Source organism: Pirellulaceae bacterium, assembly GCA_019636385.1.
Classification (GTDB): domain Bacteria; phylum Planctomycetota; class Planctomycetia; order Pirellulales; family Pirellulaceae; genus Aureliella.
The window spans coordinates 150,623-165,900 of the sequence record JAHBXT010000004.1 but is presented as its reverse complement, the minus strand read 5'-3'; the positions used below and the strand labels follow the sequence as shown (position 1 = coordinate 165,900).

Annotated in this window: 9 protein-coding genes; 6 read left to right on the top strand and 3 right to left on the bottom strand. The window is 56.3% G+C overall.

The features are described from left to right. Positions 1–19: 19 nt before the first annotated feature. Together KF752_15185 and KF752_15180 are read right to left on the bottom strand one after the other, a co-directional pair. Positions 20–1,957: a hypothetical protein gene (locus KF752_15185; GenBank protein MBX3422896.1), complete on the bottom strand. Its 1,938-nt coding sequence runs from the start codon at positions 1,955–1,957 to the stop codon at positions 20–22. Beyond that, positions 1,954–3,423 carry a MotA/TolQ/ExbB proton channel family protein gene (locus KF752_15180; protein MBX3422895.1) on the bottom strand — a complete coding sequence of 490 codons (1,470 nt, stop codon included), beginning with the start codon at positions 3,421–3,423 and terminating at the stop codon, positions 1,954–1,956. Before KF752_15180 ends, KF752_15185 begins: the two co-directional genes overlap by 4 nt. Before the next feature lie 432 nt (positions 3,424–3,855). Here KF752_15180 and KF752_15175 point away from each other — a divergent pair, with 432 nt between their 5' ends. The 6 genes from KF752_15175 (at position 3,856) to KF752_15150 (ending at position 12,928) form a co-directional block, all read left to right on the top strand. Then, on the top strand, positions 3,856–4,191 hold the full coding sequence (locus tag KF752_15175) for a hypothetical protein (protein ID MBX3422894.1): 336 nt from the start codon (positions 3,856–3,858) through the stop codon (positions 4,189–4,191). Positions 4,192–4,548: 357 nt separating this feature from the next. After that, a complete protein-coding gene (locus KF752_15170) occupies positions 4,549–5,937 on the top strand; it encodes a helix-turn-helix domain-containing protein (GenBank protein MBX3422893.1) in 1,389 nt (462 codons plus the stop codon). A gap of 242 nt (positions 5,938–6,179) precedes the next feature. Next, positions 6,180–6,593, top strand: coding sequence for a hypothetical protein (locus KF752_15165; protein ID MBX3422892.1), 414 nt, complete (start codon positions 6,180–6,182; stop codon positions 6,591–6,593). Positions 6,594–6,856: 263 nt separating this feature from the next. Then, complete coding sequence (locus KF752_15160; protein ID MBX3422891.1) at positions 6,857–8,029, top strand: hypothetical protein; 1,173 nt, start codon at positions 6,857–6,859, stop codon at positions 8,027–8,029. 83 nt (positions 8,030–8,112) lie between these two features. Continuing rightward, the gene (ccsA, locus tag KF752_15155; protein ID MBX3422890.1) at positions 8,113–11,733 is read left to right on the top strand and encodes a cytochrome c biogenesis protein CcsA; all 3,621 of its coding nucleotides are present in this window, start codon (positions 8,113–8,115) and stop codon (positions 11,731–11,733) included. 262 nt (positions 11,734–11,995) lie between these two features. Further along, on the top strand, positions 11,996–12,928 hold the full coding sequence (locus KF752_15150; GenBank protein ID MBX3422889.1) for an EamA family transporter: 933 nt from the start codon (positions 11,996–11,998) through the stop codon (positions 12,926–12,928). Here the strand turns inward: KF752_15150 and KF752_15145 are convergent. Further along, on the bottom strand, positions 12,888–15,095 hold the full coding sequence (locus tag KF752_15145; protein ID MBX3422888.1) for a sodium-translocating pyrophosphatase: 2,208 nt from the start codon (positions 15,093–15,095) through the stop codon (positions 12,888–12,890). The genes KF752_15150 and KF752_15145 overlap by 41 nt on opposite strands. Positions 15,096–15,278 lie beyond the last annotated feature (183 nt).

Below are 15,278 nucleotides of genomic sequence, written 5' to 3'. Positions count from 1 at the left end.
GGTGGCCACTGGCAAATTGTTATGGTCTCATTACCTTATCGGGCGCTGGAAGCTGCCCGCGCAGCACTACATCGATCCCGCTGCCTTGCATTAGGCGGCTCAGTTGGTCGAATCGCCACTGAGCGTCCGGGGCTACGTCCACCTGTAGTACAGGTGTCCAGTAGCCACTGGCCAACGCCACGCCCCATCCAGCCACTCGTTTTTCCAGAATCGCTACCAACTTTTCGACACGTTGCTCCGGAGTGCCATCGAGCATGATGGTCTCTGCGGGCAGGTTCGTGCCAGCATCGGGCATCACAATCCAGCGATCCAGCAAGCATTGCACTCGGATCGCCCGGATCACGGCGGTTTGCGTTTTGGCAGGTCCGCGCCAGGCCCAGTTGCTGCCGCGCGACTGGGCGATCGGGCGAGCGTTTTCGGAAGACTTGGGTGACAGATCGATATTCAGTGACGGCGACGCCATGCCGCTGGCGGCAGCGTCAGGATCGCCGCTACCGGCTTGGCTGCCAGCACTTTGACCTCCCCCAGCCTGCCTCCCTGCGCTCTGAGCACCTGCGCTCTGAGTACCGGCGCTCTGACTACCGGCGCTCTGACTACCGGCCGAGATCGGCGAAGTTTGTTGCAGCGCCGATCCGCTGGCAGCACCGGTTGCGGTCTGGCTATTAGCACTGGATCCTGTTCCACCCCCGGCAGCTCCCAGCGGCTGTCCACCGACCCCGCTAGCTGAAGGTGGGGTGCTTGACTTGGTAGTGGATATTGAACCTTGCGTGTCGGACCAATCATCGCCGCTGGAGGAGCCACTGGAGGATGGGGCAGCCGATCTGCCGCTGGCAGGTGCTGCCATTGCGCCGGAATCAAATCCGCCTGTTCGTCTTGAACTCAATGGATTGGTGTTCTCGGCGTCTGCATCGACTGCTCGGCCATTGGTTGCGAACTGATTCGAACCAGTTCCGAATAGGCTAGAGGATGACGATCCAGACCCTGATGGTCCGCTTCCACCGTCTGCAGTACCACCTGTAAATTGACCTGAAAAATCCAGCGACGATGCGTCGTAGTACTGAGGCATCGACATGGCCAACGCGAGTTGCCGTTGTCGAGCCACTTCGATCGCGGCCACGATCTTGTCTTTCAATCGCGGCGGTCCCGGCGGAAAACGCAGCGGCAAGTCTTCGCTGACAAGTTCGTAGCCGAATTGGTCATCCCATCCGGACATGGCCGCGCGCGCCATCATGTAATGGCGAATACCGCTGGGGCGAACCACCAGCAACGGATAGGGATGGCTGGTGACCGCGCCATTGGTTGCCGGATACTCAGCGCGAATTGTTCGCAAGGCGGCGTCCAGCGGATTACCGGGGCCATAGGGTGGCTTGAGGTCCACGGGCGAAACCACGACCCCTTCCGGCTGAATGATCACACCTCGATCGGTACACTCCAAATAGACAGGCCGCCGGTGCGTGCCGTTGGGACCATCGTAAGGGATGATCGCAAAAATAGGTTTGTCGCCTGCGGGCTTTTCCAGCTTTTGCTCCAGCTCGCGGGTGGCCTCGGCCAGCTGCTGTTCTAATTGGCTGATGCGCTGCTGGCGCTGACTGACCGTTTGTTGTTGAGTTTGTTGCGACTGATCGACCAGCACGGTTTGCTGCTGCAGGTCGTCCAGCTCTCGTGTCAGCTCGACGATGTGCTGTTCTAGATTCTGCAGTACCAAGCGTTTTTTTTCCAATTCGACACGACTGTGGTCAATCCGTTCCTTCAGGTCCGCGCTGACCAGCTGGATCTTCGTCTCTTGCCACTCCAGCTCCTCCTCGGCCTGCTGAGCAACCGCTTGGATGGACGATTGAGCCCCCGAGACCATCAGCATGAGCATCAGCACCAGCGCACCGATAGTACACAGCAGCACCGCCAAGAACGGAAACAGGGAAGGCGCCAGAGCAGCCCTCTGTCTGCCGGAGCGACTCATGCCGCCTTACCTCGCGGCTGCTTGTTAGAATCGCTGGTAGTCTGGTCTCCAGCTGATCTGAGCGGGAGAATGGCCGAATCGTCCTGCAGGCTGGCTGTTTCGCGGGCCGAGCGCGGACGTTGTGGCGCGGCACGCAGTAGTCCTGATCGCTCCAGACTAGTAGCCAGTTTGGCAACCGCCTCCGTCATGCACTCGGTGGCTTGCTGGATGCGCGTGGCCGTTTGATCGAACTGACCGACGGCTTGCAGCGTTTGTAAATTCTGTCCGATAGCTTCTTCTAGCTTCTTCAAGTCGGTCGTGGCTTCGACCAATTGCTGTAACGTTGCTGACTGCTGGACTAATTCTTTCTGGTGGCTGTGCAGGGCTCGCGTCTGCTCGCTGAGTGTCGTTTGCCACTGTTGGAGCCGGCACTCAACTTGTCGAGCCCCTGACTCTTGCAGTGTCTCCAAGGTGGCCAAGTGTCGGGATAGCGCTTGGCCGATTGAGCTGGCCAATTGTAAATCGACTTCACTGGCAGCACGATCGGTCCACTGCGCCCATTGTTGTTGGCTTTCAGCGATCGATCGCGACCAAACCGTGGCTTGTTCGACCACCAGTTCCCGCACACAGCCGATCAGATCGTTAGCCATTTGGCGAACGGGGACTAACAATGTATCTTGAGCATCGAAGGGATCGACGGCCAGAAAGCCCACCAGTGCAGATTCCAATTCTCGACTGATGCGATCCAGCAAACTCAACTCGCTGCGATTCACGGCAAACTGCACAAACATACTGGCTACTGTCAACATCAAAGCGATAGCGGTGGTATCAAAGGCCACGTATAGACCGCTGGACAATTCAGCCATCGCCTCTTGTTGCTGAGTGGCTAGTTTTTGCGTGTCCAGTTGACCCAGCGTCAACGAGATGCCCAACACGGTACCGAGAAATCCCAGCATGGGCATGGCCCAGTGAATAATACGTAGGAGCGAGTAGCTTTCGTGCTGTTGATCAGCGGCTTGTTCGGATAGCGATTTCAGGTCATTCTCCAACTGATGACGACGTCCGCGACTTTGTTGCAATAGCAGAACTTGCCAGACTCGCGAGCCCAGCCAACTATCAGAAACAGTTCTGGGTTCTGACTGCCAACTTGCCAACAACCAGTCCACGCGGTTTGATGGCGACTGCGTTTGACCCTCGTCGGTCAGACGACCCAGCGCCGCGCTGGTTCGCCCCAGCCATCGCCACTGGTATTGCGTGCGAAACCATTTGCAGACCAAGCCCACCATGCCAATCGAAAACAGAAACACGGTCGCGATTGCCACTGGGTGACTCAGGCAATAGCGTCTCAACATCGCGATGTCCAACGGCCCGGCCAGTATCAGTCCGTAGAATCCGCTGGCTAGAGCGGATCCGATCAGCACAATCGGCAACAGTGGTAGGCTGTAGGGTGATGACTCGGATTGCTGCTTGCGCTTGGATTGATTCACGGTAATCCATTCCCCTGATAGTCGATCGGAAATAAAACCTGATCCTGATTGGGATCTAGGTAGCTACGCTGGCCAGCACGTGGATTTCCCTGGGCACTACACTCGATGTTCTGATCAGCGTAGCTCCAATCAGAATTCCGCGCGGATTGTGAACGACGCTGCTACCTGCGTCCAGGTGAATTCTGATTTGCTACAGGTCTATGCCAGCATTGCGAGGAACGCTCCGGTTAACACAAGCGATCTTGTCGCGCCAGCTGCTGAGCGAGTAATAGTTGACGTTCGCTGCCACGCACACCAAGAACGCTCCACAAATTGAGATTCGATTTTCCTGAAGCCGTTTGGTGCTTTCCGCTTCAATCGTCCCATCGCACCCTCTGTTCGATTACACCCCACCACGACCTATCAATTCAATTCACTAAGGCCACGAAACCGATGACTAATAGATGGCTCACTAGGCTTGTTTGGGTAGCTAGCACTGCGCTGGTCTTGTGGTTGGCCAGCACACCTGGAAATCTGCTCAGCCAGACCGCGATCGTCCCCAGCCGAGCCGAGGGCGGTGGCAGATTACAGATGCACTCCAGCCAGACGGCTCAGGGGACACAGCTCATCATCCTGGACGATTCGGTTCGAAGCCTGGCGGTTTATCAAGTCGATGGAGGCGGGAATCTGCAATTGCGCTGCGTACGAGCTCTGTCGGGTGACCTGCGGATGGAGGAATATAACGGCTCGCCGCCACTGCCCAGCGAAATTCGCCGAGCCCAGCCATAGCGCAAGCGGCCCGCAAGGATATGCCGATAGCCATCGGTAGCAGGAGGAGTAGAAACCCCGGTTTGCCAACCGCCTGGCGACGGTAGCTGCGGTTACTCTGCTGGCCATAGGGCCCGGATCCGAAAAGTCCTCACAATCTGACTATCCAGCCTAATCGAAGGCCATAAAATTGAAGAATCGCGGTTCAGATTCTGGCTCCCAGTAGTTACTATGGGGTCAGTTTCTCTAGCGTTTCTGGGCGGATGAGTGTCTGTTCACAGGACGCAGGATTGACCGAGAGCAGCTCAGCGGAGGGGCGGTGCAGCGAAGGATTGCCGGCAAGAGCATTACGTTTTGGCCTGGGAGCCCCCTGCAAGCATGTCGAATTTTGTCTCGTTGGAAGATGCCGCTAAGCGGTTGGGACTGAGCGCCGATCAGTTAATCGAAATGCGTTCGCGCGGGGATATTTTTGGATACCGCGACGGTGCAAGCTGGAAATTCAGGCCCGAGGAGATCGAGCGCGTCGCCAGCGAACTGTTGGGTGACGTCTTGGACGAAGATCCAGCCGGCTCGTCGATTCTGAGTCTCGACCCGGATGCCAGCTCCGCGTCCAGTGGATTGTCCTCTTCGTCCAGCGGTAGTTTGGCCCGAGGTTCTGGCAGCGACGTTTCGTTGCAAGTTGATCCGGCTAGCAGCGATTTGAAATTGGTGGCCAACTCCGATTTGGGACTAACCGATCCCGATGCAGGCAGTGGCATTTCGCACGTTGACTTGGACGGATTGCAACTAGCCGACAGCGATGATGATGAAGACGAAATCTCGCTTGGGGCCGATGATGATGATGAGATCGAAGGCGAAGTTGTACCACCTCCTTCTGGCAAGAAGTTTTCTACACCGGCCTATTCACCTGACAAACCAGTTTCTCCAGCTAGCGGCTCTAGTTCCGGCAGTGAACTGAATCTGTTGGATGAAACACAGTTGGCCACCACATCTGTCCCCAAAGCCACTCCACCGGCTAGCCAGGACAAGTCGGCCGCATCGGATTTGAAGCTTGCCGACGACGGCCTGATTCAGGGCGACAGCGATCCAGCCATCCTCAGTGGCTCGGGGTCTTCCGGCCACGGTTCAGACTTGGTATTGGATGACGAATTGTCGCTGGAGGACGAGCTCGTGTTGGGCAGTTCCAGCGACGTAGCATTAGGTGCCAACAGTGGAATTGACCTAAAGAGCCCGGCAGACAGCGGCATCTCACTGGAAGGTGAGCCCTTGGATCTGGCCGCTAGCGGCATCAGCGGGCTAGACTTGAGCGATGAAGCTTCCAGTAGCGGTAGCGGTCCAGGCGGCAGCGGCGGTAGCTTGGGTGGCAGTGGTGTTGACTTTCAGCAGGACGAAGAGTTTCAGCTCTCCCCGTCAGGTGGACTGGAAGTTGACGACGACAGCGGATCACAAGTCATCGAACTGGAGGACTCTGGCGAGCTAGCCGATTTAGGCAACGCCCCGGCCGACGCCTTCGATGCATTCTCTGAAGTAGGTGAGGGTGGTGACGTATTTGGCGGTGCCGCACCAGCCATGGGCACGGCTGCAGTTGGAACACCAGAGGTTCCGTATTCAACGCTGCAAGTCATACTGCTGCTAGGAATCTTGCTGATTATGTCTTTTAGCGGCATTTTATTGACGGATGTCGTTCGCAATTTGTGGGCCTGGTCCGGCAACGAAAATGCCCTCACCAGTGGCTTCACCGACATGCTGGTCGGCATCTTCAAGTAGACTTCGCAGCCGGCCAGTAGTGACCGCCGCTGTCGTAGCCTGTGGTCGCCAGACGGTGGACAACCCCCTAGCTGCAGTGTGGACTGGGCATGAGCGGTCGTCCAATAGCTAGCATGGACCGACCGGGTAGTGACCAAAAATCCCTCTACCCGCAGGTGGCATATCTTGTTAGTGTTCATCGCAGGCGGGGCGAAACGAGATTATGGGGAGTCTTTTCGCGGAGCGAAAACAGACAATAACTTGTGGAAAGGAAGCCTGCGGTGTTCTCCAGGCCGATTCGTGTCTTGATGCTGTGTTTGGCCGGAGGCGGCGTGCTGCCTGCGGCCACTGGCTGCAATGTGTTTACCGGCAAGAAGCAGTTACAACAGTTGGAGACCGAAAATAACCGACTGCTGTCGGAATACCGCGCCGAACGCCAACGGCGTGAAACTGCCGAACGCACCGCCCAGCAGCTCGAAGTCCGCCTGGCGGAAAGTGAAAAACTACTAGCTCGACAAATTCAAGATTCGGCCACCAGCCGTCTGTCCAGTCTGCCGGATATGCTGCGAAGCGACTTGTCAGCCCCATCTTTGTCGTCGCCACAGCGCGATTCAGAGGGGACTTCGAGCGGTCTTAGGACGCCCAGCGAGTTTCGTTGGCAGCGGCGGACGAACTGACGCAGCCGTAGCTGCTACATCAACTGTGTGACCGTGGCCATTGGGGGCATTCAGCAGCCTTCACCGTCTGGCCGACGACAGCGGCTACTGAGAGCATTCTGCAGACTACACCTTCTGGGTGGCGGTAGTAGTAGGGTGTGATGCAGCCCCAACCTCTGGGCGACACAAGCTACTAGGCAATTTGCGGTGCCAAGAATGGGGCAGGGGACCTAAAATGAAGGTCAGACTTCTAAGATGCCAACTACCCAGGATCAATTCACTTGATGTCTTCCATCACATACCGACGATTACTTGCTGCCAGTTGCCTCACGCTGCTGGTCTGCGGTTGCGGCGAAGATACGGCGATTCGCAGCTACACGGTCGCCAAGAAAACGCCTAGCGTCGAGCAACCTTCACAGGCCATGCAAGCTTCACCGGCCCGGCCAACTCAAATGCTGGGCATGATTGTGCCTCACAAGCAGAGCGCATGGTTCCTGAAGCTGACTGACGATCCCGAACGCGTTCAGGGGCTGGTCGACCAGTTCCGACAGATCGGTAGTTCCCTTTCCTTCAGCGACGATGGGTCGCCGCACTGGAAATTGGGCGAAGGCTGGAGCGAAAAAGTAATGCGCCAAATTACCTATGCTCAATTCTCTCACTCGAGCGGTGCCACCGCGACCTTGACTCAATTGGGAGCCAACACAGGGGACGCCCAGCAGTGGCAGTCCTACCTCAAAGACAACATTAATCGCTGGCGGCAGCAACTGAGTCTGTCGCCCCAGGAGTGGTCAGAGATGCAGGGTGATGTAGAAGAAGTACCCAGTCATTCCAGTCCGACCGCCAAAGCCTATTTCGTCAGCTTGCACGGCCAGCAGGCTGCGAGCGGTGCCGGAGGTATGGGAGGCATGGGGCGAGCACCGTTTTTAGAGCAAATGCAGGCCCAGGCCGCCGCTGCAGCAGGTGCACCGGCTACTTCAACTCCGGCGCAATCCAGTGACAATCCGTCTAGCGGTCCTGCGACCGGACCGGTTATTCCACCCGCCGAGCGACAAAAATTAAACTACACTGTGCCCGATGGATGGAAGGAGCAGCCCGCCACCGGCATCCGCTTGGCAATGTTCGAGATTGTCGAGGGCGACTTGCAAGCCACAATCACGGTATCGACCGCAGGTGGCCAGATCGAGCAGTCGGTCGGCATGTGGCTGCAACAGGTCGGCGCCGAGGCGACTCCCGAGCGCGTCCAGCAAGTACTGCAAGCGGCGGCGACCGGACAGGTCCAGCAGGCGGAGTACCGTTGCTTTACCATAGTAGGTGACGATCCACAATCGGCCATTCGAGTGGCTGTGATTCCGCTTGGCCAGCAAGAGAGTCTGTTTGTCAAAATGACCGGGGCTCGATCGCTAATCGAATCGCACGGGGCAGCGCTGGACCAGTTTGTCGGTTCGTTGTCGTGGTGAGAGCGATGTCCATCGAGTAGTTAGCTGCTATGTAAACGGGTTTGAGTTTTTCGGTCTATCAAAGAAGCCAAGGAGCCATCGACATGTCAACGGGAACTTGGACCAGTGTTGGTTCAACCAGCCAGGCGCGGACGGTCACTTGGTCCGGTCCATATGCGTTACTGAAGGCCCTTGGGTCGCTGAAAATAACTGTTGTGCTGTTCACCTTGGGCATCTTCATTGTCCTGTTTGGCACGTTGGCCCAAGACGAAGAGACGTTGGTGCAGGTCAAGCGCCAATATTTCAACTCCTGGCTGGCCTGGATACCGCTGGATGTGTTCGTGCCTCAAACAATCCACGAACACAAACCGCTGACAGGTGGGTTTCCGTTTCCGGGCGGTGCGGCCATTGGTTTGGCGCTGATGATCAATTTGATCGCTGCCAAGACGACGCGCTTTTCAATTCATGCCACAGGCGCACGATTAACATCAGGACTAGTGGTGAGCCTGTTAGGCGCTGGACTGGTGACGGCGGTCATCATGTCGGGGCATGCGTCAGAAGGCTTACAAGGGCGACCACCGATCAGTTACGATCAGTTATGGTCGCTGCTGAGAATCGGGTTGGTCATATTGACTGTTGCGGCGGGTGTGTACGCGTTTGTTGCCAGCCATCTGCCGGCGCTGGTGCGCTGGTGCCTGTGGGGTGGCGTGGCGATTCTAGCCGCGCTGACCGCTATCGTGCTGCTGGGTGGCCAGTCGGCGCGCATGGACGATCCTGGATTGCGTATCGTCTGGCAATTATTGCAGGCCACCATCGCCAGTTACGTTGTGCTGGCTGGCCTGAATCTGTTGTTTGGCAAGCGCGGCGGCAACATGCTGATTCATGTCGGCGTGGCTTTATTGATGGTCGGTCAATTCGTGTTCGGTGATCGACAAGTCGAGCAACGGATGACGTTGATCGAAGGCGAGCAGACCAATATGGCCTATCGCATGGAAGAAACCGAAATCGCCTTCATTGATACCAGCAATCCCGAAGAAGATCGCGTGCAGGCCATTCCCTATGCGCTGATTCGCCGCGCTCTGCGCCGTGATGGCGTAATCGACGATCCGCAGTTACCGTGCATCGTGCGCATCGATCGCTGGATGGCCAATAGCAATTTGAAACCGATCAAGCCAGGTAGCGCTAATTTGGCTACTGTCGGCTTGGGGCTGGAGTATGAAGCCGTCGAAACACAGACCAGCGGTGGCGCTTCGTCCAGCGTTAATCTGGTGTCGGCTTATGTGACGCTGCTTGATCGCCAGTCACGCCAGCCGATCGGTTCCGTCCTGCTTACACAGTATCGCAATGATGCTCAACAAATCTTCAATGGCGGTGTTGATGAACACGAACGCCTGAGCATCGGCGGTGTGCCTTTCGAGCTATCGCTGCGATTTCGCCGCGACTACAAGGATTACTATGTCCATTTAAAAGACGTCGTGCGTGAGAATTACAGCGGCAGCGAGACGGCTCGCGATTATTCATCGCTCATTCATATCAAGAATCCGCGCACTGGCGAGGAGATCACTGAGAAGACATGGATGAACAATCCAATTCGCTTTGGCGGCGAGACGTTCTACCAGAGCGAATACAATCCGCAAATGTTTCGTGATGGTCGCATGGGTGAAGGTACCGGTCTGCAGGTCGTTCGCAATGCTGGCTGGATGATCCCTTACGTGTGCTGCATGATGGTCATGATTGGCATGTTGCATCACTTCAGTGGCACGTTTCTGCGGTTTGCTGGTCGCGCGGCTCGCGAGCAAAACGTCTTGGCTGGTCAAGAGTATCGGTCGCTGGGTGCTTGGCTGGCGATCGGACTGGGAGTGCTGATTGCGGCATTGGCTGGAGGCTACAGTTTGCGCCAGCCCACATCGGGTGTGTCCGACATAGACTGGACAGCAGTTGCCAGGCTGCCGGTACAACATGAAGGCCGCATCAAGCCCGCCGATACAGTGGCAGCCAATTTGCTGCAGACGCTCAGTGAACCCATCTTTGGCGGTAGCAGCTACATAAAGGACGCCGACGGTAATCGGCGGCATCGCGTCGAGTGGCTCATGGCCATGCTGGTGGATTTGCCTTGGACTCGCGATGCACAGATCATCCGCGTTTATACCAAAGAGGTCCGCGATCTGTTGAAACTGGAGGAGCGCGCCAGCTATCGTTATAGCTACAACGAAATCAATGCCAATCGGGAGGAATTTTTTAAGCAGATTGACGTACTGCGCGAGAAATCCAAGAAGCAAGAACCGCTCAATTTTCGCGAGCAAAAAATTTCGGAAATGTATCAGAAGTTTACCACCTACGAACTGCTGACCGCAGCGTACGAGACACCGTCGCTGCCCAAGATCGACAACGCCAACGACCCAGAAGGGGTCAGACGCGTGATGGCAGAATTGGACCAACTGAACCAGCGTTATCGGATTGTCCAGTCGATGCACCCGCCGGCGTTCCTGCCGCCTGCGGATGGACCTGCGGTCACCGGACCGTCCTTGGAATCTGCACCCAATCAACCCGCTAGTCCAGAGTCCGCTTGGTCGGCCTTCGGCCCTGCGCGATTCCAGTCGATTCTGGACATGGTACGTGGCAAGCCGACGACGCCTGTCGTCGAAGCGTTTGAGCAGGTGTTGGCTGCGATGCACGCACAGAAACCGCAAGAGATCAATAGTGCGGTACGCAAGTACCAGCAGACGATTGCTAATACAGTAGCCGGGTCGCACTTGGCCAAGGCTTCGGCTGAGAGTCGTCTCAATCAGGTTAATCCAACAGCCTTAGGGATCGGTTTATATCTTCTGGCATTGGTACTGACCTTCGTTTCTTTTGGATATCCGAAGTACAACATTCGACACGTTTCATTCGGCTTACTGTTGGGTGTCTTTGTCATTCACACTCTGATGCTGGTGGCTCGCATGTACATTTCCGGGCGTGCGCCTATTACGAATCTATATTCGACAGCGATCTTTATCGGCTGGGCCTGCGTGCTGGTGTGCCTGGTACTGGAGCTGATCTATCGCATCGGCGTGGCTAATATTGTGGCCGCGCTAATCGGAGTCATCACACTGGCCATCGCTCGCAGCCTAGATCGTGGCGATACGCTGCATGTGTTGATGGCGGTGCTGGATACCCAGTTTTGGCTGTCAACTCACGTGGTGGCCATTAACGCGGGTTACGCCGCTACGTTCCTCGGTGGTTTTTTTGGAGCCGCCGCCCTCGTTCATATGATGGTTCGCCACCGTCAGGAGCTGAGCGTATCGCAGCAGTCGCAGTCCGCGCAGTTCCAACAGCAGATGTACCGCATGGGCTACTTTTCGATCTGCTTTGGCATCTTGTTCAGCTTTGTGGGCACAGTGCTCGGCGGCCTGTGGGCCGATGATAGCTGGGGCCGGTTCTGGGGTTGGGATCCCAAAGAGAATGGGGCGCTGATGATCGTGATGTGGAATGCGGTTGTGCTACACGCCCGCTGGGACAAGCTGGTTGGACTGCGAGGGTTTTCGATTCTGGCACTACTGGGCAACATCGTCACAGCTTGGTCCTGGTTCGGCACCAACCTGTTGGGTATCGGTCTACATACTTACGGATTTAATAAGAGCGTGGTGTATGCGCTGATTGTGACGGTGACGGTGCATCTGCTGTTAATCTTGGTCGCACTGTTGGTAACTCGATCTACTTCACCACGAGTAAGCGGTGAGTAAGCACTCATGCACAAGTTTTCGACAAAAATGAATGAACATTGATGGACCGGAGATTGCATGTCGCTGATAGAAGCACTTGTGTGCGTGAGTCGGTTGTATTCGAGTTGCGGATTGCCGGTGCCCAACTCACTGATGACTTCGAACGGACAACCGATGGTTTACTCAGTGATTTCTTCACCCTGGATTTGGGAACGACGATCATCCTGTAAGTGCTGTAGATCCATGTTTGATTCTTCAGTTGTACCAAACTATTTGGGTACAGATGCTTAAAACCGCCCGCGACGCAGATGCCAAGCCAGCGAACGCCCAGTCGATGTGGCGCGGCCGGCTGCTGATTGTAGCTGCGGCGCTACTGTGGAGTACTGGCGGACTATTTGCCAAGTCGCCGTGGTTTGATGGCTGGCCAGCAGAAATGCGCGGTTTGATGCTGGCTTTTTGGCGCAGCCTGTTTGCAGCGCTGGTGTTGGTGCCGTGGGTTCGCAGGCCACAGTGGCATCGGGGTTTGCCCACGATGTGCTTGAGCTTTGCACTGATGGTGTGGGCCTTTCTGTCAGCCATGGTGCACGGCCCGGCCGCCAACGCTATTTGGCTTCAATATCTGGCACCGGCATGGGTTATGCTGGCTGGCGTGTGCTGGTTTGGCGAACGGGTGACGCCGCCCGACCTGCGGATGTTCGGATGCTGTCTGGCGGGTGTGATGTTAATCTTGATTATGGAGCTGAGTGGCGGTAGCGCGCTGCGTGCAACGTTACTGGGAATACTGGCCGGAGTAGCCTTTGCCGGAGTGGTATTGCACCTGAGAATTCTGCGGGTACTTGATTCAGCTTGGCTGATGATGCTCAATCAAGCGGCTACGGTGCTGCTGTTGCTGCCGTGGGTGTGGGGGCAGAAGTGGGAGGCAGAATCCATGGGAGTACCGTTACAGACCTACGTCGTGCTGGTGCTGTTTGGAGCGGTGCAGATTGGACTGCCCTACATTCTGTTTGCTCGCGGCTTGCGAACGGTCAGCAGTCCAGAGGCCTCGATCATTACGCTGTTGGAACCAATCCTGTTACCAGTGTGGGTCTACCTTGCCTGGCACAATCATGCTGGCTATCAAGCCCCGCCCTGGTGGACATGGGCCGGAGGCGGCATGATCTTGTGCGGATTGTTAGTTAGATACTGGCCCACCACAACTTCAGAATTGGCGCGATGACCAGAGCCACAACGGACATCAGCTTCAGCAGAATGTTCAGCGATGGACCCGATGTATCTTTGAAGGGATCACCCACGGTGTCGCCTACCACTGCTGCCTTGTGCGGATCAGACCCCTTGTAGTAAGTCTGACCTTGGATTTCCACGCCCTCTTCAAACATTTTCTTGGCGTTATCCCAAGCACCGCCCGCGTTGGATTGAAATAGAGCTAACAGCACGCCACAGACAGTTACACCGGCCAATAGACCGCCCAGCATTTCGGGGCCGCCAGTGAAGCCAACAAACACCGGGGCTATTACGGCCAATAGTCCGGGCACGATCATTTCACGAATCGAAGCCTTAGTCGAAATGGCCACGCACTTGCCGTATTCCGCCTTGCCATCAGCGGCATCGAATGTGCGTCGATCAACTTCACTCCAGTCTTCGACGTTCTTGCCATCGTTGCGCCGCATGACTTCCAAAGCAGCCTTCAGTTCAGGAATGTTTGCAAATTGCCGGCGGACTTCCTGAATCATATCCATCGCGGCGCGACCGACGGCGGCCATGGCCAACGACGAGAACAAGAACGGCAACATACCACCGATCAATAGACCGGCAGTCACGCGTGGCTGGGCTATATCGATTGTGGTAATGCCGGCGCTGGCCATATAGGCGGCGAACAACGCCAATGCGGTTAGGGCGGCTGAACCGATGGCAAACCCCTTGCCGATCGCGGCGGTGGTATTACCAACGGCATCCAGTTTGTCGGTCCGCTTGCGGACTTCCTTGGGCAGTTTGCTCATCTCCGCGATGCCACCGGCGTTATCGGAAATGGGGCCGTACGCGTCGATGGCCAGTTGAATACCGGTATTGGACAACATGCCCACAGCCGCGATGGCGATTCCGTATAGGCCTGCGAACTCGTAGGCACCGATGATTGCGGCAGCCAGAATCAAAATGGGGATGGCTGTAGACTGCATGCCCACGCCCAGGCCAGAGATGATATTGGTGGCTGTGCCAGTCAACGACTGATTGACGATGCCGCGCACCGGCTTTGTGCCGGTGCCGGTATAGAACTCAGTGACATAGCCAATTGCCAGGCCGGAAGCTAACCCCAGGATGACCGCAAAGAACGCACCCATCGAAGAATAGGTAGTCACTAAGTCTGGATTGGTGGTTGATTTTACTTGCCACGAGCTTGGCAACAACCACCACGTCAGCACCAGCGTAGCAACCAGCATTAACGCTGCGGCGACCAATTCACCACGGTTAAGCGCCTTGTGAGGATCACCGCCTTCATCTACGCGGACAAATCGCGTGCCGATGATGCTGGTCAAAATTCCAATGCCCGCCAGTAGTAGCGGGAGGATAACCGCATTTAGTCCTCCCCAGGTGTTATTGGTCTCGAATCCTGGTGTGCCGATGAACAATGCGCCCAAGACCATCGTGCCGACGATGGCGCCAACATAGGACTCGAACAGGTCTGCGCCCATACCGGCTACGTCGCCAACGTTGTCACCAACATTGTCAGCGATGGTGGCGGGGTTCAGTGGGTGGTCTTCGGGAATGCCCGCTTCTACCTTGCCCACAAGGTCCGCTCCCACATCGGCGGCCTTGGTGTAAATCCCACCTCCGACGCGTGCAAACAGAGCAATCGACGAGGCACCGAATGAGAACCCGGTCAGAACTGTGATGACGCGATTGATGTCCCAGCCGAAGTTTTTGTAGACAATAAACAAGATGCTCAGACCCAATACACCCAGACCCACTACGGCCATTCCCATGACCGATCCACCGGAGAAGGCGACTTGCAAAGCGCCACCCAAACTAGTGCGGGCCGCGTTGGCGGTTCGTACGTTTGCCTTGGTGGCAATCTTCATACCGATGAAGCCAGCCAGTCCTGAACAAAGCGCGCCCATAACAAACGACAGCCCCAGCAGTGGAGACGAATTCACGGGATCGCGGCTACCCATATAGGCCAGCAGTCCGGCTACGATGGCTACAAAGACCACCAACACGCTGTATTCGGCTTTCAGGAAAGCCATGGCACCCTCGGCAACGCTCTTGCCGATGCGCTTCATCCGTTCGTCGCCGTCATCCTGTTGTCCTACCCACACCGCTTTTTGGTACATAAAAACCAGAGCGGCTACCCCCAAAACGGGAATCAAATAAGTGATGATTTGGCCCATGGCGATTAAAATTCAGTATCGGTTAGGGTGATTGTGAAAAGTTGGCTTTACGAGCTGGCTAGCATACACAGCCACCCCTGGTTTGAGTAGTCGTGTGGTCAATAAAATTCCTCAAAACAGCTTTTGTGGCGTATCGCCTACCTTAGGGGTGGGTCGAACGGGTTTTGCCGCCCCATCGTCCAA

What these genes read in the sequence shown, in the direction of transcription:
- KF752_15185 (MBX3422896.1), bottom strand. Translation starts at nt 1,957, where the DNA reads ATGAGTCGCTCCGGCAGACAGAGGGCTGCTCTGGCGCCTTCCCTGTTT.
- KF752_15175 (MBX3422894.1), top strand. Translation starts at nt 3,856, where the DNA reads ATGACTAATAGATGGCTCACTAGGCTTGTTTGGGTAGCTAGCACTGCG.
- KF752_15170 (MBX3422893.1), top strand. Translation starts at nt 4,549, where the DNA reads ATGTCGAATTTTGTCTCGTTGGAAGATGCCGCTAAGCGGTTGGGACTG.
- KF752_15160 (MBX3422891.1), top strand. Translation starts at nt 6,857, where the DNA reads ATGTCTTCCATCACATACCGACGATTACTTGCTGCCAGTTGCCTCACG.
- ccsA (MBX3422890.1), top strand. Translation starts at nt 8,113, where the DNA reads ATGTCAACGGGAACTTGGACCAGTGTTGGTTCAACCAGCCAGGCGCGG.
- KF752_15150 (MBX3422889.1), top strand. Translation starts at nt 11,996, where the DNA reads ATGCTTAAAACCGCCCGCGACGCAGATGCCAAGCCAGCGAACGCCCAG.
- KF752_15145 (MBX3422888.1), bottom strand. Translation starts at nt 15,095, where the DNA reads ATGGGCCAAATCATCACTTATTTGATTCCCGTTTTGGGGGTAGCCGCT.